This window comes from Siphonobacter aquaeclarae, from assembly GCF_900103285.1.
Lineage (GTDB): Bacteria > Bacteroidota > Bacteroidia > Cytophagales > Spirosomataceae > Siphonobacter > Siphonobacter aquaeclarae.
This window is the reverse complement of sequence record NZ_FNGS01000002.1, coordinates 210,848-236,695: the sequence shown is the minus strand read 5'-3', so window position 1 is coordinate 236,695 and position 25,848 is coordinate 210,848. Positions and strand designations below refer to the sequence as shown.

Here is a 25,848-nt window from a genome sequence, read left to right as displayed (position 1 = left end):
TTTATTATGAAGCCAAAGCTGAGCGTTTATTGCATTACCTATAACCACGGGCCGTTTATCGGGCAGGCGCTGGATAGCTTTCTGGCCCAGCAGACGACCTTCGATTTCGAGATTGTAGTGGGGGACGATGCGTCCAAAGACAATACCCAGGAAGTACTCCGGTCTTATCAGCAGCGGTTTCCGGACAAAATCCGGCTGTTGCTGCACGAAAAGAACCGGGGAGCTATTTACAACTTCATCGATACCTACGATGCCTGCCGCGGTGAGTACCTCGCACTATGCGAAGGGGACGACTACTGGACCGACCCGCTCAAGCTGCAGAAACAGGTGGAATTCATGGATAGTCATCCCGACTTTTCCATGTGCTTCCATAATGCCGAAGTGATTTACCAGGATGGAAGCGCTCCTTCTTACCTGCTCAACCACAACCAGAAGGAAGTGGTGACCGTCAGCGATCTGATTGGCAACAGCGAAACCTGGTTCATGGCTACGGCGAGTATCGTGCTTCGCAAGACGTTCCTTCCGAAATTGCCGGACTGGATTTCCCAGTCGAAAAGCGGTGATATTCCATTGAATATCCTCCTGGCTCAGCGCGGCCCTGTCGGTTATATCAACGAAGTCATGTCAGTCTACCGGAAACACGCCGGCGGGCAAAGCAATACTGACCACCGGTGGGAGGCTCATTTCCTCTTCAACCGGATCAACATGTATGAGCATCTCGACCGGGAGACCGGTTACGCGTATACTGACCGGTTCAAACGGACGATGGCCGAGTTTTACTGGCTGCTCCCGGATACCGCTGATTTCGAGAATCGCTTCTGGCCCCGACTGAAGTATACCCTGAAGGCTGTAAATTACCATCCGGAAGCGTTTCGCCGTCCGCTGGCGACACTTCTCAAAGAGAAAATCCTGACTCCTGGGCAACTGGCCTGGTCCAGACGCCTCAGAGGGTTGAAGTAGTCCCTTTTCCTCATGACGTTAGAAGAATTACGAAACCGGATCGATTCTATCGACAACCAGCTACTGTCCCTGCTCAATGCGCGGATGGAAGTGGTGCAGCTGGTAGGAGAGTTAAAGCGCTCCTCTCAGGCCCTTATTTACCGGCCGGAGCGCGAAAAATCCATCATCGACCGCCTTTCCGGTCAGTCCGAAGGCCTCCTGAAAAACGAGGCAATCGAAGCCATTTTTCAGGAAATCTTTGCGGTTGCCCGGAATATCGAACTGCCTGAACGCGTGGCGTATCTTGGCCCCGAAGGTAGTTTTACCCATCAGGCGGCAGAGTCCCGGTTTGGCGCGATGAGTGAGTACGATGCCCTGCCGACGATCCGGTCCGTTTTTGAGTCCGTCGAAACGGGACGCGCCAAATTCGGCGTTGTCCCGATTGAAAACAACCGGGAAGGCCTCGTTTTCGAGACCGTCGATAACCTCAACGAAAAGAACATCCGCATCGCGGCGGAGATCGTAACGCCCATTCACTTCGCGTTTGTCACCCAGCGGGAAAAACTGTCCGACATCCAGCGGATCTATTCCAAGGATATCGGCTTCCGGCAGTGCAAGCGCTTTCTGGACGACTACTTCCACGCGCATCCTGTCGAAATCATACCGGTAGAATCGACGTCCAAAGCTGCCAAACTGGCTTCGGAAGACCCGCAATCGGCTGCGATCTGCTCCGCTATTGCGGGAAAGATTTTCGGTGTGCCGGTGCTGTTCGATAATATTCAGGACTCGGACGTAAACCGGACACGTTTTCTCATCCTGGCAAAGGATTTTGAAACGCAGCCGTCGGGTAACGACAAAACCACCGTTATCGTCCAGTTTCCCGACTCTGATAAGCCCGGAACGCTGTCCCGCTGCCTCCGGGAATTTGAACTGTATGACATCAACCTGACCAAGCTGGCGAGCCATCCCAGCCGGCAGGGGGATCGCTTCGGGTTCTGGTTCCTGATGGAATTTGAAGGGCACGTGCAGGACGACAAGATTCAGAAGATTTTCAAGCAACTCAAGTCAGAAATCAAGTGGCTGGGCAGCTATGTCCGCCTGGTTGACTAGGAGCTGTTTCTGCAAACAAAAAAGAGCCGTAACAGGCTCTTTTTTTGTTGCTACCGGATACGCCGGTAAATTCTTACACTGTCGATTATCGCCAGGGGCTGGTAATGCCGGTCGATATAGCTTTTTACTTCGGGGAAGGTATCGTGGGGTTTTTCGAGGCCTTCGATGACAGAATAGCGATCGATGGCAGCGTCAACGAATATCGCCGGCTTGTTTGCCTCCATGTCTTCCAGGAAATTGGCCATCCGCCGGCTGAAGAGATCCGATTTCATGTACATGAGGTGAGTATGGGCGAGTCGGTAGCCGCACGGCCGCACGGTATACTGGTGCCAGCGGTCTACCCATCCCCATACGACGAGCCTATCCTGTTCCGTCGAGTTGTTCAGAATGGTTTGGATAATCTGTTTTTCGCTTTGGGGATAATTGGAAATGACAGGCGCAGGCGTCGTATTAAGATTCCACACACCCTGACCAACGGCAGCCAGCAGCAAAGCCCCGCCCAGCAGGGGTACCGCCCGGGACCGCGGCGCAGTCAGCCAGGCGCCCGCCGCCAGAATCAACGGGTGGAAGATATAGAGCGCATAGTGATGGAACGGGTTTCCGGCCTGAATAATCGCGTACATACTCGCGGCCAGCAGCAGGAGGGTAAAGAGCCGGATAGTGCGCACAAAGGAGCCTTGCGGTGCGGAAAAAGCAGCATAGGCGACGCCACCCGTCAATACCAGCAAAAGTGCCGAAAGAATTGCGCGGGATTGGACAGCGCTGAGCAGAAAGCGCCCGGCCCGGATCGGATTGAAGCGTTCGCCTACCGAAAGCGGCTGAAATTCAGTCGTATAGGAGTAAAGTATGTAGTGCCAGACATAGTTTACCCAGAACTCGTCGAGCTTGCCGTGCGACCAGAAAATGATATTGACGATGATCGTAGGCAATATCCCGCCTGAAACAAGAAACGCTAAGCTGCGGAAGTCTTTTTTCCGGTACAGGGAAGTCATCATGAAACCCGCGACTACCAGACCCATCGGTACATTCTGAAATTTCGCAAAGAGAAGGCTGCCGAGCAGGAAACCCGTTCCGAAGGCTTTCAGCGCTGTTGTACGTCCTTTTTTCTCAAACGACAAATAAGCATAGGTCGCGACGGCAATCAGGAAAATACTGAAATGCTCCGAGTTATAGGCGGTATGCTCGTTGTTCCAGGTCGTTCCGATAAACAGGCAAAGTACCCAGGTAAGCAATACCGCGAGCGAATTTGAAACATAAAGTGTCAGTGCCCGATAGGTAAAAAACAAGGTTCCCAGCCAGCAGATCACGCCCACGCACTCTGCTGTACGATAGCCTGCGTCGACCCCGAACCAGGTAGCCGCCCAGAGCGGAAATACCGTAAGAGGCCGGGAATCGGAGTAATTGAGAAGCTTCCAGAACGAGTCGGGGTAGTGGCGTACGGAAAGCGTACTGGCCAGCCAGGTGCTGGTATCCACGTTTCCCTCGAGGTCATCCATCCAATACCAGCGAAGAAAAAAAGTAAGCCCGAGCAGGGCGAGTACCAGGCCTGTTCCTGCACGATCATCTTTCCGGTAGCGGAACCAGAGATACAGGGAAACCACAACCAGCAGTACACTCATGAGCGTCCTGGCGTGGAGAGAGATAAAGGTCATACCAATACGACTTCCGGGCGTTATAGTGAGGGTGATGATATGAATCAACCCTTAATTTCCCAATTCTCCGGAAACGATCGAAGAAAATCGTACTAATATTTTGACATGGGTAGAAAATACTTCGGATTATTGTACGTCTTCCCCGAAAATCTTCATTTTTAAAAACGAATATTGCCTTGATTTCCAACAGAATACGGCGGTTTCGTGTCCTGATCGAAAAAAGAGATGAAACACCTTTCCCTACTCCTGATCGGTCTGTTGATGGTAGGCAGTAGTTGCCGGAAAAATGACGGCGACTCGCCCGCCTATCTTCGGAAGGCAATGAGTCACTGCGACTGCAACGAGAAGCAGTTACAATGGCTCAAGACTATTATTTCGGAAAAGAAGTATTACACGCCGGGCGCGACGGTACCGGCGATGATCACCTCGGTCAGTCTGGGAAAGCATAAAACAGAAAATGTTATCCTGCTTGATTCTCCGCTGAACTCGTGTTCGGTTTGCCCCTGGGCTGTTCTGAGCTGCAAGGGTGCTACTTTCCCTTTTGAGGAAAAGAAAAATGCGACGCGGGGAGATGTTATTTGGGAGGGTTGGTAGCCAGTACCTCCAGCGAATCCACTTTATCCTGCCCGATCTGGGCGATAAGCGGTTCAAGCCCGTCGAACTTCACCTGACCCCGTAGCCAGGCGACGAATTCCAGCGTCAGTTTTTCGCCATAAATCTCCGTATCAAAGTCGAAGATATTGACTTCGATAGTCCGGATCGTCCCTTCGACGGTCGGATTCGTGCCGATGCTGAGCATGCCTCCGTACCAGTCTTTCCGCCACTTTACCCGAACGGCATAGACGCCGTCTGCCGGAACCAGTTTATACGACTCCGGAAGCTCAAGATTGGCCGTCGGATAGCCAAGCTGCCGACCCAGTTGCCGGCCCTTGACGACGGTACCGCTGAGGGTATAGTTCCGGCCGAGAAAGGCAGAAGCCGTCCGGACGTCGCCGCTGAGCAGAGACTGCCGGATGCGCGTCGAGCTTACCGCCAGGTGTTCGACGTCCTGACGCGGAATTTCTTCCACTTCAAACCCGTACTCGTGCGCATGTGCGTGGAGGTAGTCGAAGCCGCCTTCCCGGTTTCGCCCGAAACGGTGATCATAGCCGATGACAAGGCGTTTTGTACCGATTGTTTCGAGGAGGATTTGCCGGATAAACTCGTCGGACGTCAGCAGGGAAAAATTCCGGTTGAACGGAATGACCAGCAGGTGGTCGATACCGCTGTCGGCCAGCAATTCAATCTTTTCGTCGAGCGTACTCAACAGTTTAAGATCGGAACTATCCGTCGAAACCACCATTCTCGGGTGCGGCCAGAACGTGATGACGACCGACTGCCCGTTGAGCTGCCGCGCCGATTCGATCAGCCGGGACAGGATTTTCTGGTGTCCGAGGTGAACGCCGTCGAACGTACCACTGGTAACGACGGCGTAAGGAAGACGTTGAAAGGACTCGGGTCCGTGGTGTACTTGCATTGCTCAATGAGAAATACCGGGCATACGCGGCTCATACAGAACAGATCCGGGGCGGTGTTGTTCCACGAACTGTTCGAGCGAAAACGCATCTTCTACCCTGAACGCTCCGATCCGTGTGCGCCGGAGACTTTTGAGATACGCTCCGGACCCGCAAAGAGTTCCGAAGTCGCGAACCAGACTGCGAATGTACGTACCTTTTGAGCAAACCACACGAAAATCGACCTCCGGAAACCGGGAGGTATCGAGTTCAAACTCGGAAATAGTAATGACTTTGGACTTGATTTCGGCGTCCTGGCCCTTCCGGGCAAGCTCGTAGGCGCGCTGCCCGTCGATTTTTACCGCTGAAAAAATCGGCGGAGTCTGGTCGATGGCGCCGGTCAGTTTCTCACGCGCTTCTTCCAGCACCGCCGGTGTAATGTGTTCGGTAGGATAATCGGCGTCGAAGGCCGTTTCCAGGTCGACAGAAGGCGTCGTCTTCCCGAGGACAAACGTGCCGGTATATTCCTTTTCAGCGCCCTGGTAGGTTTCGATCTGCTTGGTCATCTTGCCGGTGCAGCAGATGAGCAGGCCGGTTGCAAGGGGATCCAGCGTACCGGCATGACCGATTTTCTTGATCTTCGCCGCCCACTTCATTTTTTTTACCACCGCAAAAGACGTCCAGCCCAGCGGCTTATCCACCAGGAGAACTTCGCCGGGGGATTGTTCGGGTACTTCCATGTTACATCAATTAATGGTTTTCAGTTTGAGGTTTTCTGTTTTCAGTTGTTGCAACCGACAGGCCAAACTGGAAACAGAAAACTGCAAACCGAAAACTCACAGTACTTCCATCTTCACCCCGCTCAACAGCAACGCCACAATAATACCGCCCACGATGATGCGGTACCAGCCGAATACCTTAAACCCGTAACGGGTCAGGTAGCTGATAAAAAAGCGGATGGCGATCATCGCGACGAGGAATGCTACAATGTTACCGACCGCGAACAATTGCCACTGGTACGGCGTGATGGTATGGCCTTCCTTGAAGAAGTCATACATTTTTTTGCAGGTCGCAGCACCCATCGTCGGTACGGCGAGGAAAAACGAAAACTCGGCAGCGGCCTTCCGGCTGATGCCTTGGCTCATCCCGCCGACAATCGACGCGCCCGAACGGGAGACACCCGGAATCATCGCGATGCACTGAAACACACCGATTTTAAAGGCGTTGAAAAGGTCGATTTCATCCGAGTCGTCGATAAGCGGACGTTGGAACCACTTGTCAACGAAAAGCAGAACAATACCTCCAACCAGCAGGGAAATCGCTACGCCCAGCGGGTTTTCGAGCAGGGCGTCGATGGTATCGCTGAAGAGTAATCCGAAGATGACCGCCGGGACAAAGGCCGCCAGCAGCTTGACGTAGAAATCGAAACTCTTGAAAAAACGCTTGAAATACAGGACGACGACCGACAAAATCGCGCCGAACTGAATCGCAACCGTAAACAGCTTCACAAAAGGATCAGAAGCAATCCCTGTAAACGACGAATACAAAATCATGTGGCCGGTTGACGAAATCGGCAGGTATTCGGTAATCCCTTCGATAATGGCCAGAATGATGGCTTGAAAAATGGTCATGCAGGCAGGTTGTTTGTTGGCGGAAAGAAAGCACATGAAAAGGTACCAGAGACAAAATCCCTGGTACCGGAAAGCCCGTGGAGGCAGGCGTTATTTTTTAGGCTTCTGAAGAAGCGCAAAGAATTCGATGATATACCCCGCCACTACGACGATAGGGCCGAGGGTGAGGCCGAGGAACCCGAAGCCGAATTCTTCCTTGTCGAGGCTCATGATGAAGAAGCCCAGCAGGATCACCACGATGCCGAGGATCATCCACCGGTAATTGCTGCGCTGGAAGGGCATTGCCGATTCGGCGGATTTTGCGTCTTTAGTCATGGAAAAAGAGAGTTAGTATAACCGTTCGACGGACGAGCGCAGGTAGCGCTCAACCGATTGAAAAGTACTCAGAAAACCGACAACCATCCCGAAAAGGGCCAGTACGCCGGCCAGGGTAGCCAGCTTGTTCCAGTCGCCCAAAAGCAGGTTGATACCCTCAACATACTGGAACGCCAGTTTAATTATCACGCCCAGAAACACGCAGGCGAATACCGCGCTGAGCAGGCCCTGGACAATACCCCGGTAAAGAAACGGCCTCCGGATGAATCCGTTTGTCGCCCCGACCAACTGCATACTCCGGATCGTAAACCGCTGCGAATACAGCGCCAGCTTGATGGTATTATTCACAAGCACGACAATGATAATCAGCAACAGGGCCACGAATACCGACAGAACGAGGTAAATCTTGGCGAGGTTTTTATTGACTTCTTCGACGAAGTTTTCGACGTAGGTCGCTTCAAACACACCGTCTACTTTTTCAAGATCGGCTTTGATCTGTTTCAGACCCGCTTCGGAAAAGTAGTCTTCGCTGACCTTGACGAACATCGCATCGCGGAGCGGGTTGTCTCCGAGAAAATTCCGGAAATTCTCACCTGTATCCTTGATGAACTTGTCAGCTGCCGCTTCTTTCGACATGAACGATACCTGAGGTTGTCCGTTTCGCTTCGCCACGTAGGGCTTCGCGGCAATAGCCTTCCGGATGGCATCCGATTCGCCCGGCGTCAGTCCTTTTTCCAGGTAAACCTGTACTTCGATGTTCTGCTTGACCACTTCCGACAGCTTCCGGCCCATGATCGTCAGCAGACCGCACAGCCCGATGATAAACAGGGCAATCGTCAGACTTACGGTAACCGTAAAGTTGGGAAGGTATTTCTTTCGTTGTTGAATCATGCCAGACAGGTCGTTGACAAAAATAGGAGTTTCCTTCAGGGGCGTACACCCGGTACCGGTAATTTAAGGCTTTTTAACGAGCCGGCGGTCCGGGTCCGGAAGGGACCTTGTTAATTACGGCGGCTGATTTCGTCCCGGATCTGGGCAGCTTTTTCGTACTCTTCGTTGGAAAGAGCCTGGTCGAGCATACGCTGCAGGTCTTCCGTCGAATTGTCCTTGAGCTGATCCTGGAAAGGTTTGGTTTTTTCGGCGGGAGCGGCTTCCGTTTTTTCGGGGGAAGAAGGAGCGTCGCTCGCCACAATTCCGGCTTCAGAAAGAAGATTTTCGAACGTATAGATCGGAACATTAAACCGGAGGCCGATCGCAATGGCGTCCGAGGGACGTGCGTCTACCACCCGCTCCTTGAGCCCGTCCGTGCAGACAACCTGCGCAAAGAAGATACCTTCCCGCAGATCGGAGATAACGATTTCCGTGACCTTGTAGTGGAACGCCTGCGCAAACGACTTAAAGAGATCGTGTGTCATCGGGCGGTTCGGGCTGATTTTCTCGATTTCGATGGCAATCGCCTGCGCTTCAAACATACCGATGATGATAGGCAACCGGCGGTTTCCGAACTCCTCGCCCAACACTAATGCAAAAGATCCCGTCTGCGATTGACTCGGGGAAAGACCTAAAATCTCTAATTTGATTTTTTCCACTGGTTACGACCTCTGATTAGAAAGGTAGGCAAAAGTAACAAGACCCGCCGAGTTTTGGAAACAGGACGGGTCTTAAACATGGACAGGCCGGAAAAGTTCCGGCCCGGGAATCAGTGAAATCAGGAGCCGAGCTGCTCTTTCGCGGCCTGAGTCAGGCGCGGAAGGATCTCGAATACGTCGCCGACAATGCCATAGTCCGCCGCCTTAAAGAACGGAGCTTCAGGGTCTTTGTTGATGACGACGATCACCTTCGAGCCGTTTACGCCGGCCAGGTGCTGGATGGCGCCGGAAATCCCGCAGGCGATGTAGAGATTCGGACTTACTTTGATGCCGGTCTGCCCGATGTGCTCGTGGTGAGGGCGCCAGTCGAGGTCCGAAACAGGTTTTGAACAGCCCGTGGCGGCGTGAAGCGCCTGCGCCAGATCGAGCAGCGGCTGCCAGTGGTCGGGGCCTTTCATACCGCGGCCGCCGGATACGATGATGTCGGCGTCCGACAGGGAAAGTTCGCCGCTGGCTTTTTCCGTGCTGAGTACTTTTGCAGCGAAATCAGCGTCAGGAAGAGCCGGTGCAAACGGTTTTACAGAGGCTGAGGCATCTGTTAATTCAGGAGATACCGCGTTTTTCTTCACGGTAAGGATTTTCTTGCCGGCCTTCATCTCGGTAACGGCAAAGGCTTTTCCGGTGTAGATACTGCTCTTAACCCTGAACCCTGCAGAAGTATCCGGAAGTTCGGTGACGTTGGAGACAAGACCTGCCTTGAGTTTGCCGGCCGCGCGGGCAGCCAGGGCATCTCCCAGAGAGGATTTGGCGATAACGACTACCTCGGCATTTTCAGCCGCGGCTGCGACTACGCCCGCATAGGCCATCGGGTTCGCCTGTGCCAGACGTGCGTCGGAGGCGTGGAGTACCTCGGCGGTGCCATACTGGCCCAGCGTAGTCAAATCAGTAGCAGCGGGGCCGATGACGAGGGCCGTCGCCGTAGTATGCAATTGAGCGGCTACTTTCGCGCCGTAATAAAGCGCTTCGAGAGAAGATTTCTTGACTTCCCCGCCGTCGGTTTCAACAAAAACGAGAACTGACATAAGCAAAGACTTTTTCGGGTGGAATAATCAGAGAACCTTGGCTTCCGTGCGCAGCAACGTAATGAGCTGGCCGGCGTCTTCGGCGGGAATCATCTTCACCGCGCCTTTGGCCGGAGGCAGCTCGAATTGGGTAACCTGCGTCAGGGAATCATGGCCCACGGGCTCAACCACTTTGAGCGGCTTGGTACGTGCCGTCATGATGCCCCGCATATTCGGGATTTTCCACTCGGCAATTGGCTCCTGGCAGCCGAGCACCAGCGGGAGGGAAGCTTCAAGCGATTCCTTGCCGCCTTCGATTTCACGGGCAAACCGCGCCGTCGTACCGTCAATATCGAGTTTCATGACCGGAGAAAAGGAGGCGATGCCGAGGAGCTCGCCGACGATGCCGTGTACCTGGCCGCCGTTGAAGTCGATCGACTCACGGCCCATCAGAATGAGGTCGTAGTTTTCCTGCCGGGCGATGGCGGCGATTTGCTCGGCGACGAAATAAGCGTCCGTCGGTTCGGCATTGACACGGATGGCGTCGTCGGCGCCGACTGCCAGCGCCTTCCGGATGATGGGTTCGGCGTCGGCGTCCCCGACGTTCAGAACCGTTACCGTACCGCCGGACTGTTCCTTGAGTTCAACGGCGCGGCTTAGCGCGTAATCGTCGTACGGACCGGCAATAAACTGCACGCCTGCCTTGTTGAACTTGGTGTCACCGTCGGTGAATGATATTTTCGCTGTGGTATCAGGAACGACGCTGATACAGACAAGGATTTTCATAGCCAGCGTTGGAATTTAAACAAGTTGGAATAGAAAAAAGCTAAGAATTAACTCCTGCGAAGTTACTCTTGTTTTGGAAATAAAAGTATGCTAGCATACTAATTTTTGCAATTAACCGGCGGGAAGCGCTCCCGCTTACTGATAATGAACCGACTACAGCACCTGCTGGCCTTTTGTGAAGAAGATCCGGCCGATCCGTTTAACTGGTATGGACTGGCATTGGAGTACCAGAAAACAGACCCTGTAAAGGCCGGGGAAACGTTCGACCTTCTTCTTCGTGACTTTCCGCGTTACATTCCCACCTACTACCACGCCGCCCAGCACTGGGCAGACGCAGGAGACGAGACGAAAGCCCGTTCGGTCTACGAAAAAGGTATTTCCGAAGCCACCGCCGCCCGCGACGCCCACGCCCTCCGCGAACTCCGCAGCGCGTTGATGCGGTGGGAGGAGGAGTGGGAGTGAGAAGGTCGGTTGTCAGTTTTCGGTTGTCTGTTTTCAGTTTTCAGTTTGGGGAGAGGTTTGCTTTTTGTTTTGAGTTTTTAGGGGTTGAAGGTGAGCATGACAATCTCTCGAAAACCGAAAACCGAAAACCGAAAACCGAAAACCGAAAACCGAAAACCGAAAACCGAAAACCGAAAACCGAAAACCGAAAACTACACCGGATACTTCCACTCCCCCCTATACTCCCTCCTCAATAGTTTATTCGCATCCGGGTCGTTGAGGACGAGTTCTTTGTCGCCGTCCCAGTCGATGCTGCGGCCGAGTTTGTAGGAGAGCATGCCGAGCAGGGCCATGTTGGTGGACCGGTGGCCGATCTCGATATCGGAGATCGGTCGCTTCCCTGATTCGATGCAGTCCAGGAAATTGGCCCAGAGCGCGGCGATATTTTGCTGGTCAGGGAGGTCCAGCTGCGGATCCTGATGCTGGATGGGTTTGTTTTTATTGGCGGGATAGAAGGTCCATCCATCGAGCCAGCCCATGTGAAAGGTACCTTCTGTTCCGTAGAAATAACAGCCTACGTTGGTCCGTTCGGCTTCGTTGGCGGCGAAGAGGCGGTGTTCCCACTCCACCGTAAAATCGTCAAACTTCCAGACAGCTACCTGGTGATCGGGGGCGTCGGTGTTATCCCGGCGAATGGCCCGCCCGCCGGTTGAGAAGATCTTTTTCGGGTATTTTTCTTCCGTCCACCACATGATCTGGTCCATCCAGTGAATACCCCAGTCGCCCAACTGGCCATTCGCATAGTCGAGGTACGAACGAAAGCCTTTCGGGTGCATACTGGGGTGATAGGGGTTCAGCGGCGCCGGCCCGCACCACATATTCCAGTCGAGCTCTTTGGGAGGTTCCTGAAACGGGGTCTTTTCTCCCGCACCGCCGCCGTAGTGTACAAACGCGCGGACCATCCCTATTTTTCCGGCCTTCCCTGATTTGAGAAAGTCCATTCCCGAAACATTATGCGGAGAAACACGACGGTGGGTACCTACCTGTACCGTGCGGTTGTGTTTCCGGGCGGCGTTGACCATGGCGCGCCCTTCCTGAATGGTATGGCCGACGGGCTTTTCAACATACACATGCGCGCCGGACTCTATCGCGGCGATGCAGCAAAGCGGGTGCCAGTGATCGGGCGTTGCGACGATGACGATTTCCGGTTTCTCCTTTGCCAGCATTTCCCGGAAATCCCGGTACTCTTTCGGCTGATCGGTCGTGAGTTTACCCAGTTCCTGCCGGGCGGTTTTCAATTGCCGGGTATCCACATCACAGAGCGCTACGACCTTCGACTGCCCTGCCTGTACTGCTGCGCGGAGGATATTCATCCCCCACCAGCCGGAGCCGACGAGCGCCGTGCGGTATTTTTCGGTGCGCGTAAACGAAGTCAGCAGGGGAGTAGCCGAGAAAGCGACAGACGCTTTGGCCGTATTTTCCAGAAAAGAACGACGGTTCATCCGATCAAGAGGTAAAGTGAAACGGCAAGATAGGGCGGTCAGGGCATACGGGCAATGACTTCCCGGAAGAGCAGCGTCAACTGCGGTTCGGCCTTTGCCGCCGCGGCGAGGATATCTTCGATCCGGGCCTCCCGCAGCGTTTCGGGAATGCATAAATCGGTGATAACCGAACAGGCCAGTACCCGCATACCGCCGTGCCGGGCGACGATGACTTCGGGCACGGTACTCATCCCGACGGCGTCGGCGCCAAGCATCCGCAGTGCACGGTATTCGGCGCGGGTTTCGAGTTGAGGACCCGGTACGCTGACATAGGTGCCGGTTTGTATGGATAGCTGATTCTCAGCGGCTATTGTCTTTGCCAATGCAAGAAGGGTATCGTCATACGGACGACTCATATCCGGCCAGCGAGGGCCTAGTTCCGCCGGTATTTGCCCGCGCAAGGGACTTTCCGGCAGAAAAAGAGAAATATGGTCTTCGATCAGCATCAGGTCACTGGTATGGAATGCCGGATTGAGGCCGCCGGCGGCATTGGATACGAGCAGACTTTGAACCCCCAGGGCCTTCAGAACCCGTACCGGGAACGTCACCTCCTGCATCGTATAGCCTTCATAGTAATGGAAACGCCCCTGCAGGCATACCACAGGCCGCCCGCCGAGCGTTCCGAGAAGGAGTTTGCCGGAATGGCTTTCGGCAGTTGCCAGCGGAAAATGCGGAATGGAGGCATAGGGCAGCGAAAGCTGAACATCTACCGCGCCGGCCAGGTGGCCGAGGCCCGTTCCCAAAATAATCCCGATTTCCGGATGAAAATCAGGGAGTTGCTGCCGGATATAGGCAGTTGCGGAAAGAATCGTGTCGAAAGTCATCGATTTCGGTACAAATTTGCGGGGAAAGCGGGGGCCTTTCCCTGCAGTAAAGTCCGGACGACCGGCGGCTGCCGGCTCCGTTTAACCCGCCATGAAAGTAAGTACCCGAGGTATGCGTAACAATCGTTTTGTATTTCTTTTTGTGTTGCTGAGTGTGGGGCTTGTGCTTCGGTATTCCAGCCAGAAACACCCTTTTGAGAGCCTGAAGCGCGACCTTTCCGGATTGATCGGAACGGCCCGGGCGGAGCTTCCACAGATACTGAAGAAAGAGGACGTCGCCCGTGACGGCTACGACTCCGAAGCGACCGACACGAAAGAAGGCGGAGATACCCATACCCTCGACGAGTACCTGCCTGCCTATGGCAAAAAAGACCAGATCATCCGCCGGGAAGGCTACGTGCTGGATTATCAGGAAGAATACGAGCAGGCCTCCTGGGTGGTGCACCGCCTGGTGAACAAAACCGGTCGCGCCCGGCGGGCTGAAAATTTCCAGCCGGATCCGCTTGTGAAGACGAAGACCGCATTGCCGTTTGACTACAGCGGTACCGGATACGACCGCGGTCACTTGGCGCCTGCCGGGGATTTCAACTACGATCAGCGCCTGAAGTACGATACCTTTTATATGAGCAATATGTCGCCCCAGGCGCACGATTTCAATACCGGAATCTGGAACGACATCGAGCAGAAAGTGCGGAGCTGGAGCAAGAAACGCGGCGATCTCGTCATTGTGACGGGGCCGGTACTGCGCAAAGGACTACCCACAATCGGGAAGTCTACCCGAATCGCCGTTCCCGAATACTATTACAAGCTTGTGTACGATCCTCAGAAAGAAGAAGCCATCGCTTTTCTGATCGAAAACAAAGCCTGGGTAGACGTATTGATGAAAGATTTTACGACGTCGATCGATGAAGTAGAGGAGAAAACCGGCATCGATTTCTTCGCCCGTCTTCCCAAAAAACTGCAGGATACGATTGAATCCCAGCATGACGTGCAGGCCTGGTTTGGTCGGTCGCGGAAGTAAGGTTCATCGGTTCCGGCGCCTGTTTCGTATAAAAACGATTGGATTCGGGGACGGAAAAGGTGTGATTGCAGTTGATTTTTCGCTCACCCCATGACGAAAGAGCTCTCCGGACGCCATATTTTATTACAATTCCTGATCAATCCACGGCTCAGCCTGCTTCGGCAGGCGGCCATGATCGGGGTGATCCTGCTGCTCGATTCGCAAAACAAGGGGCCGCGTACCCTGGCCGATATCCTTTCCTTTTTTTATGCGCTGGGGCTGATTTACTTTAATATTTACCTGCTCGTGCCCCGGATGGTTTTCCGGCAGAAGTACGGTTCGTATTTTCTCTGGGTACTGATCGTCTCGGTGATTTCCTTCGCCCTGGTGTATTTCTCGGATCCGTACACAGGAGAGCCTGGAAATGTGCAGCTTACCTGGTCGGCGTTTCTGAGTGTCTTTTTTGTCGTCGTTATTATCCTTTCCTGCACCTCGGCTATCAAGCTGTTTCAGCAGTGGGTGAAAGACCGGCACCGGCTGGCAGAGCTGGAGAAACATACCCTTGAAGCTGAACTGGAGCGACTCAAAAGTCAGATCAACCCGCATTTTCTGTTCAATATGCTCAACAACGTCAACGTACTGACCCGCAAGGATCCGGCGAAGGCGTCGGAAGTAGTGGAAAAGCTGTCGGAGCTCCTCCGGTATCAGTTATATGACAGCGCGCAGGACAATATTCTGCTCATTTCAGATATCCAGTTTCTCCGGAATTTCCTGCATCTGGAAAAAATCCGGAGAGATCGTTTCGAGTTCACCCTGACGATCAGCGGCCGGCCGGAAGGTATCCGGTTGCCGCCGTTTCTGTTTATTCCTTTTGTCGAGAACGCCGTTAAACACAATGCGGACAGTTTGCATGAATCGTTTGTGCATCTTTCGTTCGATATCCGGGAAGACAGGCTGCTGTTCGTCTGCGAGAATTCCCGTCCGGCTGGCCCGCCGCCTGGCCGTACGCGCGGCGGACTGGGGCTGGCGAATATCCGGCGGCGTCTGGACCTGCTCTATTCATCCAGGTATTCCCTGCTTGTCCGTCAGGAAGAATACCGGTATACCGTCCAACTATCCATTCCCTTATGAAGTATATCATTGTAGACGACGAGCCGCTGGCCCGGGAGGGCATCCTGGAGTATGCCGGGCAGATTCCGGAGCTCGTTCACCTCGAAAGTTTTAACAATGCCTTTTCGGCAGCGCGGTACCTCCGCGAAAAGGCGGCAGATCTGGTTTTTCTGGACATCAATATGCCAGGTATGGATGGCCTCGAGTTTGCCCGGGCCGTTTCTTCCGAAACGCTGATCATCTTCACGACCGCTTATTCGGAATATGCGCTGGAAAGCTATGAGCTGGACGCAATTGATTACCTCGTGAAGCCTATCGTGCGCGACCGCTTTCACAAAGCCGTTCAGAAAGCCTTATCGTATGCCGAGCTACTCGGCAAAAACAAAGAGCAACCCGCTGGTATTGAGCAGGTAGCGACTGATTTTGTGTACATCAAGGCCGACCGGAAGTACTTCCGCATCGCGCTGGAGGATATTCTGTATATCGAAGGGCTGAAGGACTACGTCGTGCTGCATACTTCGGAACGAAAGCTCGTCACGGCCCTGAATATCAAGACGATCTACCAGCAGCTGCCGCCGGCTGTTTTTGCCCGGATCAGCAAATCCTGCGTGGTGAATGTCAAGCATATTCATTCGTTCGACGCGCATTATGTGACCATTGGCGACGCCGTACTGTCCATCGGGCAAGCCTACCGGGATTCATTTTTCGGCGGGCACGTCAGCGGCTTTTTGCTGAGCAGATAGTCGTTTCGTATAAAAAGCCGGACGCTTCCTATAAAAACGATTTCGCAGGGGTCGGGTTTTTCGTTGTTTTGGGCGAGTCTTTTTCTCAAAAGCCATGAAAACCTATCTTATCGCCCTCCTGATCAGCTGGCTGGTCAGGCAGACTCCGGACGGATTCTACTACCTCCGGGAAGGAAAACAGATTGAAATGACCACTTTCGACAGCGCCGGTAAACGGATTTCCGTCAGTCGCTCGTTTATCTCCGGCGTCAGGCAGGAAGGCGCAGCCACCCTGGCCGACATGCGGACCGAAAAGCGGGACGCCGCCGGCAAGCTGCTCGAGGAAACGGTCAGTTCTTCCCGCCTGGAAAACGGGGATCTGCGACTGGCCTTCCCGGTGCCCGGCCGGACCGACACTCCCGCGTTTCTGGCATATCCGTCGGAACTCCGTGCAGGCCAGACGTTGCCGTCGGACGTAGATTTCTCGTTCGAGTCGACTGTCAAAGGCAAACGGACCCGCGTACACTTCGCCATTTCGGAGCGCAGGGTTACCGGCCGGGAGACCGTTCAGGCATTAGCTCAGGCCTGGAACTGCTTCAAAATCAGCTATCTGCTGAAAGTGCAGTTCAAGGTGCTGGGCATCGGAATACCGATGAACTATCAGATTACCGAATGGTTCGCGCCGGGTTTCGGTGTTGTCAAAACGGAGGCCTGGAACGGGAGCAAGCTGGAGAACCGATCCCTGCTGACGTCGATTCAACCTTAATTTCTTACCATCAAGACCATGAAAAAAATCGCGTTTTTATTGTGCCTCGCAGCGAGCTCGCCGGCCTGGTCACAAGGGTTCCATCTCGGGGCGAAAGCCGGCGCCAACCTGGCGAAAATCGCCGGCACGCCGTACTCCGATCAGTTCCAGCTAGGATACCAGCTCGGAGGGTATGTAGCTGTTGATTTTGTTAAATCCCTGGGCGTTCAGGGAGAAGTACTCTTCAATCAATCCAACACACGCGTGGCCGATAATTTCGGTTCGGTATTTCAGAATATCGGTTCAGACAAGAAGAAGCTGAATTACCTGAGTATTCCGGTGCTGCTCCGGATTAATCCGAGCGAGAATTTCACGATTCACCTCGGGCCTCAGTACAGCATTCTCATGAATCCGGACGATAATCTGTTGAAGAACGGGCAGAATGCTTTCAAAAAGGGCGATCTGTCGGGCGTTGCTGGTGTGCAGTTCAGTCTGGGTTTCCTGCAATTGTACGGACGTTATACCCTGGGCCTGTCGGACATCGACAATATTCAGGATAAAGGCCGTTCACAGCAGATCCAGTTCGGAGTCGGCATCGGCATTTTTTAGTGTGATTTTAACGATATCGGACGAAAGGAAGCCTGCACTTGCGGGCTTCTTTTGTTTTGGCAGGGGGCAGAGGGCATGGGGTGGAAAGTGCCGGCGCAGGAGCAGGGACGAGCTTCTCCACCCAGTGGTTGAGCCCCGTCGAAACCTCCGGCAGCCGCCTGTTTTTTTCATCCACAATACGCTCGCTACGGTGGTTTCGACGGAGCTCAACCACCGGCCACCTCCCCAATAACCCCAAACTCTAACCCCCAAACTCTAAACTACCAACCCCTCCTCCAACTGAAAACCGCAAACAGAAAACCTCTCTACGTTTTCATCTTCTTTTTCTTCGCCGCCGGGAACAGAATGTTATTGAGAATCAGGCGATAACCGGCAGAATTGGGGTGCAAGGTAAGGTCGGTCGGTTCTTCGCCGACGTGGTGTTCGTAATCTTCCGGGTCGTGGCCGCCGTAAAACGTCCAGAACCCTTTGCCGAAGGTACCGTGGATGTACCGGGCTTCCGCCAGGGAGCGGTTTTCGCCCAGAACGACAACTTCCGGCTTGATGTACTGCTTTTTGAAGGCCGTCGTCAGCCCCATGAAGCCTTTGATACTCGTGGCGTGGTCCTGGGTGAGCATAGTAGGAACAGGGTCCCATTTGGCGGAGAACTGAAACAGTTCGAAGTAGTCATTCCGCTCCCCGACCTGCCGCTCTTCCTTCTGGTTATCGATGCTGGAAAATTCGTTCTGGTAGGGGTCGAGAAATACCTTAAAGTCTTGGAAAGCAAAGGTTTGCGAGAAGTCCAGTTTCTGGTTGATGGTCGGGTCGGCCGGTGTGCCATCGTAAAACGGGTCCACAAAATCAACGCCGTTTGCCGCCAGGGCTATGTCATAGGTATCCGTCGCGTTACACATGGCGAACATGTACCCGCCGCCGGAAACAAATTCCCGGATTTTATGCGTGACGGCGAGTTTCAACTGAGGAATAGTAGATAGGCCGTACTTGGCCGCCGTTTCCTGGCCTTCGCGCTTTTGAATCTGATAGTAAGGGTAGTTCCGGTGTTGCCAGAATTTGCCCATCTGCCCGGTGAAATCTTCGTGGTGCAGGTGCAGCCAGTCGTACCCCGGCAGCTTTCCGCCCATGATTTCGTCGTCGTACAGGGTTTCGTAGGGGATTTCGGCGTAGGTGAGAACGAGGGTGACGGCGTCGTCCCAGGGTTGGTTGGTCTTGGGCGAGTAGACGGCAATTTTCGGCGCTTTTTGTAGCTTGACGACGTCCATGTTGACATCGGGTTGCTGCAACTGCTGCCGGATTTGCTGCGCCTGCCCGTCCGAAATAACGTCATAGCTAATGCCGCGGATGACCAGTTCGTTCTGGAATTTCTGGTTTTCCTGAAACATAAAACTACCGCCCCGGTAGTTGAGGAGCCACTCAACTTCCGTTTCGTAGTTCTTCAGCACCCAATAGGCAAGCCCGTAAGCTTTGAGGTGGTTTTTCTGGGCCTCGTCCATCGGGATGAGGATCTGGGAAGCCCGGACAGGCCCGCAAAGGCTCCAGAAAAGGATGAACGGAACGAGAAGGCGTTTCATTGGTGCAGCGTTTATCAAATTCAGGAACGAATTTTGGATACCCGTTGGTACCTGTCCGGCCGGAAAAGGCTGGTCCGGAAAAGGTGCCGGCGGAGAGGACCCGTTCCCCTCGGCAAAAAGCTGGTTTCGTATGAATTTAATGGAAAATATCCGGGAAGGTCTCCGGTCGATCAAAGCAAATTTACTGAGAACCGTTCTGACTTCCCTCATCATCGCGGTGGGGATTTCGAGTCTGGTCGGGATTCTGACGGCTATTGACGGTATTCAGAGCAGTCTCGACAATAGTTTTGCCGGGATGGGTGCGAATACGTTCGATATCATGGGCGTTGACGAGTACGGCGTGCGCATGGGCGGCCGGAAGCAGAAAGTCTTCGGACCCATTCTGTACCAGGAGGCGCTGGATTACAAACAGCGCTTTGGTTTCGGGGCGACGGTCTCCTTGTCTGCCAACATCTCCGGCACTGCCCAGATTAAATACGAAAGCAAGAAAACCAATCCGAACGTAACCGTGACGGGCGCAGACGAGAACTACGTATCCATCAAAAACTATAAAATCGAATCCGGACGGAATTTCTCTCCGAATGATATTTCAAACTCCACGAACGTGGTAATCCTCGGTTCGGAAGTAGCTGGAAATCTCTTTGGCTCGACGACCGGGAGCGTCGGCAAGGAAATCACGGTGATGGGCGCCAAGTTCCGGGTTGTCGGGGTACTGGAGCACAAAGGCAACGTAACGGGCGGAGGAGACGACCGCGTCGTCCTCATTCCCCTCGAAACGGGCCGGCAGCTTGCCGGGTCGCGGAATCTCTCGTATGGTATCACGACGAGCGTGCCGGGACTGAACCGCATCGACTACCTCATGGGCGAGGCGCGGGGGCTGATGCGGCTGATCCGCAGGGACCCGACCACGCAGGAAGATTCGTTCAAGGTAGAACGGGCCGATGCCGTCGCCGAAAACTTCAAGGAAGCCAGTTCGCAGCTGCGGGCGGGCGGTTTCGGCATCGGGTTCATCACGCTCCTCGGCGCGAGTATTGCACTGATGAATATCATGCTGGTTTCGGTGACGGAGCGGACGCAGGAAATAGGCATCCGGAAGTCGCTCGGCGCGACGCCCGTGCGTATCCGCCAGCAGTTTCTGATTGAGGCCATCGTCATCTGCGTATTGGGCGGCATTGCGGGCCTGTTGCTGGCGCTGGCCTTCGGCAACCTGGTCTCGCAGCTGGTGAGTCAGGGGACGGCGAGTTTTGTAGTACCCTGGATCTGGCTGTTTATCGGAATCGCGGTGTGCATCGTAGTCGGGTTGCTCTCAGGCTTTTACCCCGCATGGAAGGCTTCGAAGCTCGATCCGATCGACGCCCTGCGGTACGAGTAGGCCGGCAGCGCCGAAAAACTTTTCGGGCCGGGCTTGCCAAAGGGGATGCCGATGTCGTATGTTTGCAGTCCCAAACGCGAAAGCGCTTTTGCCCAGATGGCGGAATCGGTAGACGCGATGGTCTCAAACACCATTGTCTGCAAGGACATGCCGGTTCGAGTCCGGCTCTGGGTACGGATCCTCTCTGCTTAATCGCGGAGAGGATTTGTTTTTTTAGGACCTTTCAGACCCGGTCCTGGCTTATTTCAGGGAAACCCGCTGACAATTCACCTGTCGGCGGGTTTTGTCCTTTTATCCCATTGCTTAACCGGATATTAAAATTGAGGTTAACCGCTTGAAAATTAGATTCTTGTTTTCTAAATAGAACGGTTCGAACTTCGAAACCCTGGCAATTTTAAAACCCGAATCATGAGGACCATCAATCCATGGATCAACTTCAACGGCAATGCCGAAGAAGCCTTCAACTTCTACAAATCTGTTTTTGGCGGGGAGTTTCCCCGAATCGTTCGTTTCAAGGACCTGGCGGGCCCTGATTTTCAGGTAGATACAAAGGAAGAAAACAAAATCATGTACATCGCCCTGCCGATAGGAAAGCATAACCTGCTGGTAGGCAACGATGTACCCGAATTCATGGGGCGCGTCAGCGAAAGCGAAAACCGGTCGAAAATAAATGCCAGCGCCGAAAGCCGTGAGGAAGCAGACCGGGTATTCAACGGATTATCCGCCGGCGGAGAGGTCGAAGGCCCCATCGGCGACAGTCCCTGGGGTACCTATGCGGGCATGTTCAGGGATAAGTACGGGATTGAGTGGATTGTGGAGTATGATCCGGGGGTTGAGGGGTAAGATGAGGCGGATAGGTACGCTTTTCTGGTTGACGACGTACTTCCGGAGATCAAATACGCAGGTGTTTAGTGGTCAATTGGCATATTGATTAGCTGAAGACGGGTTTAACGTGTCCTGGAGGCACTCTATTCCCTCTTTCTAAATGTCGTTCTCTATGAGATATAGACCTGTTCATGCCTTGAAGGTTTGGTGATTCTCCTCGCTTTGTTGAATTTTGTTGCCCTCATTATGAGGGTAAAATATTGGTATACGAAAGATTAGGGTTAAATTGGCCATAGATGCATTTAGGTGAAATATTATCTCAATTATGTGGACTTATTTAGTTCCGCATGTAAACCGGAAAATAGCATGAAGCATATTCTGTTGGAGAACGCGATCTCCTATAATACTGAAAATAGCGTCCACATCCCTCAAGGTTATCGCTATGATTGCGAAAAAAATGCATGGTACTCCTCGGAGAATAATTGTTATTTGGTACATCATAGAGATTTTCCTCGTATCGGAACAAAGAAAAATGATATTGAAACAGGAGAAGATCAAAAAGGACAATGATTCCTGCAGTACTTATTGTTTCCACAACACTTGATTTTTCTACTGATTTCGTTTGCATAGGTCTATCTGAACGAGGGATATGCTATTTGCGCCTAAATCGCGATCGATTTAATGAATATGAAATCATTTTGAATCCAATAGATCCATCAATGATTGTAACAATAGCGGGGCAGACATATGAAATTTCAGATGATTCATTGATGTCGATTTATTATAGAGCACCGACTTTTTTAAGAGACATATATCAACCGGAATTGGCCGAAGATAAGCAGCTCTATCGTAGCCAGTGGGCTGCCTTTATTCGTAATTTGATCGTATTTGAGAAAGCCGTTTGGATAAATAACCCTGTTGACACCTATCGTGCAGAAAACAAAGCCTATCAATTAATGATAGCTGGCCGCATTGGATTCTTTCTACCTCGTACGCTTATAGTTAATCATATAAGTCAAGCTACTTCTTTTGGTGAGTTGGCGGCAATTAAATCAATAGATACCGCTATTGTCGGAAACTCCGAACAGGAGAAGTTCGTTTATACCCAACTGTATAAGACCTCAACGCTTGACGATCAGCATTTTTCCTCTCCCTTTTTTTTTCAAACAGCACTGACTCCAAAATCAGATATAAGAGTAACAATTGTTCAGGATTGGCTCTTGGCCGTGAAAATTGATTCTGAGGTGCCGATTGCTGGTGACTGGCGAAAACATGATACTTCATTGAATTATGAAATTATTGAGCTTCCATTGGATGTGGCGAGAAATTGCATTCAATTTGCTAAAGAGCTTAATTTGAGATATTGCGCTATTGATTTAATCTTTTTTAAAGGTGAATATTACTTTATCGAAGTTAATCCTACCGGAGAGTGGTTATTTATACAGCAAAATGTGAATCAGCGAATCCATGAAGAAATTATTTCGTCGCTTGTCCCAGTTGACTAAGTCGATTTTGCTTCAGCAAATATTTCCAGGATTTTATGCGGACTATTCTAATAGAAAGATAGAAAACATAATTCGAGAAAATGAAGAAAATTCTGTTGATTCAATTGGTGTAACTGAGGAAAAAATTAAAATCCTTAAAGAGTCATTGTCAAAGCAGAATGATCGCAGGAAAATAATTGAAGACAAGGCTAAATCTGTTCTTAGTACAATTTCCATTTGCGTTGCAGCAATAACGTTCACATTAAATAATAAGGAGATGCTTTTTAATTTAAATATTTCAATATTTATTCTTTTCATTAGTATTTTGTTTCTCCTGAACGCGACAATTCGAGCAATTCAAGGGATAAATATTCGAAAAACATACGTCCTCGAACCCAAAATAGAAATAGAATCCGACGGGCGTGTCATGTCTCTCGATAGTAGAACACCAGAGGAAGAATTTGAAATATTGGTCAAAAGTAAGTTTTTGAACGATCTTATCTTAAGTAAGATTTCAAATTGTGTCTTTGCATCGTATATCCTTGTTCGTAACGGAATAGTGTCTTTTGGTTTATTCTTTGTTGTGGAGATTTATAGAAGAGTTTTTTGTTAATCTGTGCTCATGAAGTTATTTAATAGACTATGATTTTAGATAAATAGAATGAAGGAAAACCAGCTTATAATCGATTAAATTGATTTTCCTGTCGTTTACTACAAAAAAGCCCGACCTCTTCAGCCGGGCTTTCTTTTTTCATTTCTCCATAACCGCTCTTTTCTCAATCGTCTCAAAAAACACAAGTAACTCCCGGAAACAGGCAAAAACCTGGCCGCGCTGGCCCGGACTCAGGCCGTCTGATCCTTCCGTGGTAATCCAGGCCTCGAACAGGCTCCACAGGCCTTCTTTCCAGTACGGGGGGCGGGCAAAGGAAATCAGCGATTTCGCTGCCTTGAGATAGGTTTCATCAAGAGCGTTGCAGTCGTAGTCAGGGTCTGGTGACCCCGTGGGTTGGGTGACTTGCATCTTGCTATCGTTTTTGGAGTGAAGAAAATACCCGGCTTAGGTGTCCTAAGCGTGTAGCAAGCACCACGTCCGGAGGGGTTTCCCCGCATCCGCACCATACCGGGTGTACCTTTGGTTTCGTTGAAGATCATGGCTTGTTTTTAATTTATAGGAACATCAAACTTCTCACAAAAGCTTTTTCCCTCCAATCTGCGCGCGGTTATTTGTGCAAGTGGCTGGTTTGAGAAAAGTATCCTGTCGTTGCAGGAACGGTCCGAGCCTGCCATTGGCCGGGTATGGGTATGCTAAGTGTCTTATTTTCAGTGATTTGATTCTGTTCTCTGCGGAATTTTTCACGTACGACACTATCTTTCACTTGATTCGCCAACTTGTAGAAAATAGACTACCTTTAGCTCCGTCAGGTTTGTACCTGCCGGTCGCGTCTATCCAAAAATCAACAGGGTAAAGGCCCGGAGGCATTCCTGGCTTCGCCATTCCCGTCTTTCTCTACTTCCAATCCCCCAATAGCATGGCTTCCCAAAAGGACCTCGATTTCACGTATACCACAATCGACAAACTTTTTCGCCTCAGCCTCGGCGAAACGGGTGACTACAGCGGCGCCTATTACAACGGGGATTTTTCGCTGACGCTCGAAGAAGCACAGCGGCGCAAACACGCTTTTATCGCCGATAGCCTCCGCATTGGCGAGGGCTCCCGCGTGCTGGATATGGGTAGCGGATGGGGCGCGTTTCTGCGCTATGCGGGTGCGCGCGGCGCCATTGCCCGCGGTCTGACGCTGTCGCAGGGGCAGGCCGCTGCCTGCCGGGCAAATGGTCTGACGGTAGATCTGAAGGATTGCCGGAAGGTAACTTCGGCCGATTTCGGTACGTTCGACGCCATCACGAGCGTCGGGGCGATGGAGCATTTCTGCTCGGTCGAGCAGTACCTCGCCGGCGAACAGGACGCCGTCTATGCCGATTTCTTCACCAACGTCGCCGGTATGCTGCCTTCCGGCGGCAGGGCCTTCATCCAAACGATGGTCTTCGGAAAAAACATGATCCCCTACGAAGAAATCAGCCTCTCTGCGCCGAAAGATTCCCCCTCGTACGCGCTCGCGCTCATGATCGCGGAGTTTCCGGGCTCGTGGCTGCCATACGGGGCAGAACAGGTAATCCGGAATGCCGAACCGCATTTCAAACTGGTTTCCCAGAGCAGCGGCCGGCTCGACTACATCCAGACCATCGGCGAGTGGCGGAAGCGTTTCCGCGCCTTCAGCCTCCGCAAGTACATGGCCTACGCGTCGCTGGTGCCCAAGGTATTGACAAACAGCGCTTTCCGCAACCTGCTGAATGTTTTTCGGTACAGCCCCAACCGGATTTGCTTTCAGAATGAGACGATGGATCACTTCCGCCTCGTTTTTGAGAAGAAGTAATGGAAAATGGTTTTGGGACGCTTTACGACCGCCCTTCCATCTGTTTCACAATCTCCCATCCGTCGGGTGTAATGCCCATAATTTCCGTCACCATTCCCAATGGCTGATACGTATCGAAGAAGGCCATCCGCGCAATCGGGTGGTCTACTTCGCTGACGACGGCATAACCCTGTTCGCGCAGTGCCGACGTAATCCGCTCAAAACCGCTCACCGGCAGCCGGAACGCCAGGTGCTGCGTACCTCCCTCCGGATGTCGCGCGAGGTAATCGTGAAACATACTCCGACCCGATAGCGGCTGGATGAGCTCGATGAACGCTCCGCCGTTATAGGTCTGCGTCGTGAGCCAGTCGGCAGCTACTACTTCGCCCTGATAGGTCATGTTCAGGTCCTGCGCCCGGACGTACTCCGGCTCCGGAAACCCCGGAATACCCAGCGTATCCGACAGAAACCGGACGGCGGCGTGAATATCCGGGACGACCCATCCGATCTGGGCAAATTCGAGCTGGGCGAGTGTATCGTTGAGCCTATTCATGGGTCAGATAGTCAGTTGGTTGAGTATTTCAGAAGAAGCTATTGCACCTCGAAACTTTCGTGCCAGA

29 protein-coding genes and 1 tRNA gene are annotated in these 25,848 nt (G+C 52.5%); 16 read left to right on the top strand and 14 right to left on the bottom strand.

Features of this window, described 5'->3' with window-relative positions; genetic code table 11:
* Window positions 1-6: 6 nt before the first annotated feature.
* Together BLR09_RS04475 and pheA are read left to right on the top strand one after the other, a co-directional pair.
* Window positions 7-960, top strand: coding sequence for a glycosyltransferase (locus BLR09_RS04475; protein WP_093198359.1), 954 nt, complete (start codon window positions 7-9; stop codon window positions 958-960).
* 12 nt (window positions 961-972) lie between these two features.
* Window positions 973-2,049, top strand: coding sequence for a chorismate mutase (gene pheA / locus BLR09_RS04470; protein ID WP_093198357.1), 1,077 nt, complete (start codon window positions 973-975; stop codon window positions 2,047-2,049).
* A gap of 50 nt (window positions 2,050-2,099) precedes the next feature.
* On the opposite strand, the gene BLR09_RS04465 is transcribed toward pheA, so the two are convergent.
* A complete protein-coding gene (locus BLR09_RS04465) occupies window positions 2,100-3,701 on the bottom strand; it encodes a hypothetical protein (RefSeq protein WP_143011020.1) in 1,602 nt (533 codons plus the stop codon).
* A 225-nt stretch (window positions 3,702-3,926) separates the two neighbouring features.
* Between BLR09_RS04465 and BLR09_RS04460 the strand changes: the two genes are divergently transcribed.
* Window positions 3,927-4,295: a hypothetical protein gene (locus BLR09_RS04460; RefSeq protein ID WP_093198351.1), complete on the top strand. Its 369-nt coding sequence runs from the start codon at window positions 3,927-3,929 to the stop codon at window positions 4,293-4,295.
* Here BLR09_RS04460 and BLR09_RS04455 read toward each other — a convergent pair.
* The 8 genes from BLR09_RS04455 to BLR09_RS04420 all read right to left on the bottom strand — a co-directional run bounded on the left by BLR09_RS04455 (window position 4,276) and on the right by BLR09_RS04420 (window position 10,576).
* Window positions 4,276-5,217: a bifunctional riboflavin kinase/FAD synthetase gene (locus BLR09_RS04455; protein WP_093198349.1), complete on the bottom strand. Its 942-nt coding sequence runs from the start codon at window positions 5,215-5,217 to the stop codon at window positions 4,276-4,278. The genes BLR09_RS04460 and BLR09_RS04455 overlap by 20 nt on opposite strands.
* 3 nt (window positions 5,218-5,220) lie before the next feature.
* Window positions 5,221-5,934, bottom strand: a complete 714-nt coding sequence (gene truB, locus BLR09_RS04450; RefSeq protein ID WP_093198346.1) for a tRNA pseudouridine(55) synthase TruB — start codon at window positions 5,932-5,934, stop codon at window positions 5,221-5,223.
* A 96-nt stretch (window positions 5,935-6,030) separates the two neighbouring features.
* Window positions 6,031-6,825 (bottom strand): undecaprenyl-diphosphate phosphatase, encoded by a 795-nt coding sequence (locus BLR09_RS04445; protein ID WP_093199632.1) that lies wholly within the window; start codon window positions 6,823-6,825, stop codon window positions 6,031-6,033.
* A gap of 90 nt (window positions 6,826-6,915) precedes the next feature.
* On the bottom strand, window positions 6,916-7,140 hold the full coding sequence (locus BLR09_RS04440) for a DUF3098 domain-containing protein (RefSeq protein WP_093198343.1): 225 nt from the start codon (window positions 7,138-7,140) through the stop codon (window positions 6,916-6,918).
* Window positions 7,141-7,152: 12 nt separating this feature from the next.
* Complete coding sequence (locus BLR09_RS04435) at window positions 7,153-8,031, bottom strand: cell division protein FtsX (RefSeq protein WP_093198341.1); 879 nt, start codon at window positions 8,029-8,031, stop codon at window positions 7,153-7,155.
* 110 nt (window positions 8,032-8,141) lie between these two features.
* Window positions 8,142-8,729 (bottom strand): bifunctional nuclease family protein, encoded by a 588-nt coding sequence (locus tag BLR09_RS04430; protein WP_093198337.1) that lies wholly within the window; start codon window positions 8,727-8,729, stop codon window positions 8,142-8,144.
* A 119-nt stretch (window positions 8,730-8,848) separates the two neighbouring features.
* Complete coding sequence (locus tag BLR09_RS04425; protein WP_093198334.1) at window positions 8,849-9,811, bottom strand: electron transfer flavoprotein subunit alpha/FixB family protein; 963 nt, start codon at window positions 9,809-9,811, stop codon at window positions 8,849-8,851.
* Window positions 9,812-9,838: 27 nt separating this feature from the next.
* Window positions 9,839-10,576 (bottom strand): electron transfer flavoprotein subunit beta/FixA family protein, encoded by a 738-nt coding sequence (locus BLR09_RS04420; RefSeq protein WP_093198332.1) that lies wholly within the window; start codon window positions 10,574-10,576, stop codon window positions 9,839-9,841.
* 144 nt (window positions 10,577-10,720) lie between these two features.
* Here BLR09_RS04420 and BLR09_RS04415 point away from each other — a divergent pair, with 144 nt between their 5' ends.
* The gene (locus BLR09_RS04415; protein WP_093198329.1) at window positions 10,721-11,038 is read left to right on the top strand and encodes a hypothetical protein; all 318 of its coding nucleotides are present in this window, start codon (window positions 10,721-10,723) and stop codon (window positions 11,036-11,038) included.
* Window positions 11,039-11,229: 191 nt separating this feature from the next.
* Here the strand turns inward: BLR09_RS04415 and BLR09_RS04410 are convergent, their stop codons facing one another.
* Both BLR09_RS04410 and BLR09_RS04405 read right to left on the bottom strand, forming a co-directional pair.
* Complete coding sequence (locus BLR09_RS04410) at window positions 11,230-12,519, bottom strand: Gfo/Idh/MocA family protein (protein WP_093198327.1); 1,290 nt, start codon at window positions 12,517-12,519, stop codon at window positions 11,230-11,232.
* 38 nt (window positions 12,520-12,557) lie between these two features.
* Window positions 12,558-13,382, bottom strand: a complete 825-nt coding sequence (locus BLR09_RS04405; RefSeq protein ID WP_093198324.1) for a purine-nucleoside phosphorylase — start codon at window positions 13,380-13,382, stop codon at window positions 12,558-12,560.
* Between the two features lie 112 nt (window positions 13,383-13,494).
* Here BLR09_RS04405 and BLR09_RS04400 point away from each other — a divergent pair, with 112 nt between their 5' ends.
* The 5 genes from BLR09_RS04400 to BLR09_RS04380 all read left to right on the top strand — a co-directional run bounded on the left by BLR09_RS04400 (window position 13,495) and on the right by BLR09_RS04380 (window position 17,568).
* A complete protein-coding gene (locus tag BLR09_RS04400; protein ID WP_218126607.1) occupies window positions 13,495-14,403 on the top strand; it encodes a DNA/RNA non-specific endonuclease in 909 nt (302 codons plus the stop codon).
* A 90-nt stretch (window positions 14,404-14,493) separates the two neighbouring features.
* The gene (locus BLR09_RS04395) at window positions 14,494-15,513 is read left to right on the top strand and encodes a sensor histidine kinase (protein ID WP_093198320.1); all 1,020 of its coding nucleotides are present in this window, start codon (window positions 14,494-14,496) and stop codon (window positions 15,511-15,513) included.
* Complete coding sequence (locus BLR09_RS04390; RefSeq protein WP_093198317.1) at window positions 15,510-16,235, top strand: LytR/AlgR family response regulator transcription factor; 726 nt, start codon at window positions 15,510-15,512, stop codon at window positions 16,233-16,235. Before BLR09_RS04395 ends, BLR09_RS04390 begins: the two co-directional genes overlap by 4 nt.
* Window positions 16,236-16,329: 94 nt before the next feature.
* Window positions 16,330-16,980 carry a TapB family protein gene (locus BLR09_RS04385; RefSeq protein WP_093198314.1) on the top strand — a complete coding sequence of 217 codons (651 nt, stop codon included), beginning with the start codon at window positions 16,330-16,332 and terminating at the stop codon, window positions 16,978-16,980.
* Between the two features lie 18 nt (window positions 16,981-16,998).
* Complete coding sequence (locus BLR09_RS04380) at window positions 16,999-17,568, top strand: outer membrane beta-barrel protein (protein ID WP_093198310.1); 570 nt, start codon at window positions 16,999-17,001, stop codon at window positions 17,566-17,568.
* A gap of 305 nt (window positions 17,569-17,873) precedes the next feature.
* Here the strand turns inward: BLR09_RS04380 and BLR09_RS04375 are convergent, their stop codons facing one another.
* A complete protein-coding gene (locus BLR09_RS04375; RefSeq protein ID WP_093198308.1) occupies window positions 17,874-19,136 on the bottom strand; it encodes an asparagine synthetase B in 1,263 nt (420 codons plus the stop codon).
* Between the two features lie 130 nt (window positions 19,137-19,266).
* On the opposite strand from BLR09_RS04375, the gene BLR09_RS04370 reads away from it, so the two are divergent.
* The 6 genes from BLR09_RS04370 (at window position 19,267) to BLR09_RS04350 (ending at window position 23,430) form a co-directional block, all read left to right on the top strand.
* Complete coding sequence (locus BLR09_RS04370) at window positions 19,267-20,508, top strand: ABC transporter permease (RefSeq protein WP_093199630.1); 1,242 nt, start codon at window positions 19,267-19,269, stop codon at window positions 20,506-20,508.
* Between the two features lie 90 nt (window positions 20,509-20,598).
* Window positions 20,599-20,682 (top strand) — tRNA-Leu (locus tag BLR09_RS04365).
* Between the two features lie 234 nt (window positions 20,683-20,916).
* Window positions 20,917-21,351, top strand: a complete 435-nt coding sequence (locus BLR09_RS04360) for a VOC family protein (RefSeq protein WP_093198304.1) — start codon at window positions 20,917-20,919, stop codon at window positions 21,349-21,351.
* Between the two features lie 348 nt (window positions 21,352-21,699).
* The gene (locus BLR09_RS25265) at window positions 21,700-21,903 is read left to right on the top strand and encodes a hypothetical protein (protein ID WP_143011019.1); all 204 of its coding nucleotides are present in this window, start codon (window positions 21,700-21,702) and stop codon (window positions 21,901-21,903) included.
* The gene (locus BLR09_RS04355) at window positions 21,900-22,838 is read left to right on the top strand and encodes a RimK-like protein (RefSeq protein WP_143011018.1); all 939 of its coding nucleotides are present in this window, start codon (window positions 21,900-21,902) and stop codon (window positions 22,836-22,838) included. Before BLR09_RS25265 ends, BLR09_RS04355 begins: the two co-directional genes overlap by 4 nt.
* On the top strand, window positions 22,801-23,430 hold the full coding sequence (locus tag BLR09_RS04350; RefSeq protein ID WP_143011017.1) for a hypothetical protein: 630 nt from the start codon (window positions 22,801-22,803) through the stop codon (window positions 23,428-23,430). Before BLR09_RS04355 ends, BLR09_RS04350 begins: the two co-directional genes overlap by 38 nt.
* 138 nt (window positions 23,431-23,568) lie before the next feature.
* Here BLR09_RS04350 and BLR09_RS04345 read toward each other — a convergent pair whose 3' ends face one another.
* Window positions 23,569-23,838, bottom strand: a complete 270-nt coding sequence (locus tag BLR09_RS04345; protein WP_093198296.1) for a hypothetical protein — start codon at window positions 23,836-23,838, stop codon at window positions 23,569-23,571.
* A gap of 508 nt (window positions 23,839-24,346) precedes the next feature.
* Between BLR09_RS04345 and BLR09_RS04340 the strand changes: the two genes are divergently transcribed.
* Window positions 24,347-25,249, top strand: a complete 903-nt coding sequence (locus BLR09_RS04340) for an SAM-dependent methyltransferase (protein ID WP_093198293.1) — start codon at window positions 24,347-24,349, stop codon at window positions 25,247-25,249.
* A 22-nt stretch (window positions 25,250-25,271) separates the two neighbouring features.
* Here the strand turns inward: BLR09_RS04340 and BLR09_RS04335 are convergent, their stop codons facing one another.
* Window positions 25,272-25,781 carry a VOC family protein gene (locus tag BLR09_RS04335; protein ID WP_093198291.1) on the bottom strand — a complete coding sequence of 170 codons (510 nt, stop codon included), beginning with the start codon at window positions 25,779-25,781 and terminating at the stop codon, window positions 25,272-25,274.
* Window positions 25,782-25,848: the final 67 nt, after the last annotated feature.

Coding starts and splice junctions, on each gene's coding strand:
- BLR09_RS04360 (WP_093198304.1), top strand. CDS start 20,917: ATGAGGACCATCAATCCATGGATCAACTTCAACGGCAATGCCGAAGAA.
- BLR09_RS04460 (WP_093198351.1), top strand. CDS start 3,927: ATGAAACACCTTTCCCTACTCCTGATCGGTCTGTTGATGGTAGGCAGT.
- BLR09_RS04415 (WP_093198329.1), top strand. CDS start 10,721: ATGAACCGACTACAGCACCTGCTGGCCTTTTGTGAAGAAGATCCGGCC.
- BLR09_RS04345 (WP_093198296.1), bottom strand. CDS start 23,838: ATGCAAGTCACCCAACCCACGGGGTCACCAGACCCTGACTACGACTGC.
- BLR09_RS04445 (WP_093199632.1), bottom strand. CDS start 6,825: ATGACCATTTTTCAAGCCATCATTCTGGCCATTATCGAAGGGATTACC.
- BLR09_RS04375 (WP_093198308.1), bottom strand. CDS start 19,136: ATGAAACGCCTTCTCGTTCCGTTCATCCTTTTCTGGAGCCTTTGCGGG.
- BLR09_RS04350 (WP_143011017.1), top strand. CDS start 22,801: ATGAAGAAATTATTTCGTCGCTTGTCCCAGTTGACTAAGTCGATTTTG.
- BLR09_RS04405 (WP_093198324.1), bottom strand. CDS start 13,382: ATGACTTTCGACACGATTCTTTCCGCAACTGCCTATATCCGGCAGCAA.
- BLR09_RS04400 (WP_218126607.1), top strand. CDS start 13,495: ATGCGTAACAATCGTTTTGTATTTCTTTTTGTGTTGCTGAGTGTGGGG.
- BLR09_RS25265 (WP_143011019.1), top strand. CDS start 21,700: ATGAAGCATATTCTGTTGGAGAACGCGATCTCCTATAATACTGAAAAT.
- BLR09_RS04395 (WP_093198320.1), top strand. CDS start 14,494: ATGACGAAAGAGCTCTCCGGACGCCATATTTTATTACAATTCCTGATC.
- BLR09_RS04420 (WP_093198332.1), bottom strand. CDS start 10,576: ATGAAAATCCTTGTCTGTATCAGCGTCGTTCCTGATACCACAGCGAAA.
- BLR09_RS04465 (WP_143011020.1), bottom strand. CDS start 3,701: ATGACCTTTATCTCTCTCCACGCCAGGACGCTCATGAGTGTACTGCTG.
- BLR09_RS04475 (WP_093198359.1), top strand. CDS start 7: ATGAAGCCAAAGCTGAGCGTTTATTGCATTACCTATAACCACGGGCCG.
- BLR09_RS04355 (WP_143011018.1), top strand. CDS start 21,900: ATGATTCCTGCAGTACTTATTGTTTCCACAACACTTGATTTTTCTACT.
- BLR09_RS04335 (WP_093198291.1), bottom strand. CDS start 25,781: ATGAATAGGCTCAACGATACACTCGCCCAGCTCGAATTTGCCCAGATC.
- BLR09_RS04440 (WP_093198343.1), bottom strand. CDS start 7,140: ATGACTAAAGACGCAAAATCCGCCGAATCGGCAATGCCCTTCCAGCGC.
- truB (WP_093198346.1), bottom strand. CDS start 5,934: ATGGAAGTACCCGAACAATCCCCCGGCGAAGTTCTCCTGGTGGATAAG.
- BLR09_RS04390 (WP_093198317.1), top strand. CDS start 15,510: ATGAAGTATATCATTGTAGACGACGAGCCGCTGGCCCGGGAGGGCATC.
- BLR09_RS04455 (WP_093198349.1), bottom strand. CDS start 5,217: ATGCAAGTACACCACGGACCCGAGTCCTTTCAACGTCTTCCTTACGCC.
- BLR09_RS04425 (WP_093198334.1), bottom strand. CDS start 9,811: ATGTCAGTTCTCGTTTTTGTTGAAACCGACGGCGGGGAAGTCAAGAAA.
- BLR09_RS04385 (WP_093198314.1), top strand. CDS start 16,330: ATGAAAACCTATCTTATCGCCCTCCTGATCAGCTGGCTGGTCAGGCAG.
- BLR09_RS04380 (WP_093198310.1), top strand. CDS start 16,999: ATGAAAAAAATCGCGTTTTTATTGTGCCTCGCAGCGAGCTCGCCGGCC.
- BLR09_RS04435 (WP_093198341.1), bottom strand. CDS start 8,031: ATGATTCAACAACGAAAGAAATACCTTCCCAACTTTACGGTTACCGTA.
- pheA (WP_093198357.1), top strand. CDS start 973: ATGACGTTAGAAGAATTACGAAACCGGATCGATTCTATCGACAACCAG.
- BLR09_RS04340 (WP_093198293.1), top strand. CDS start 24,347: ATGGCTTCCCAAAAGGACCTCGATTTCACGTATACCACAATCGACAAA.
- BLR09_RS04410 (WP_093198327.1), bottom strand. CDS start 12,519: ATGAACCGTCGTTCTTTTCTGGAAAATACGGCCAAAGCGTCTGTCGCT.
- BLR09_RS04370 (WP_093199630.1), top strand. CDS start 19,267: ATGAATTTAATGGAAAATATCCGGGAAGGTCTCCGGTCGATCAAAGCA.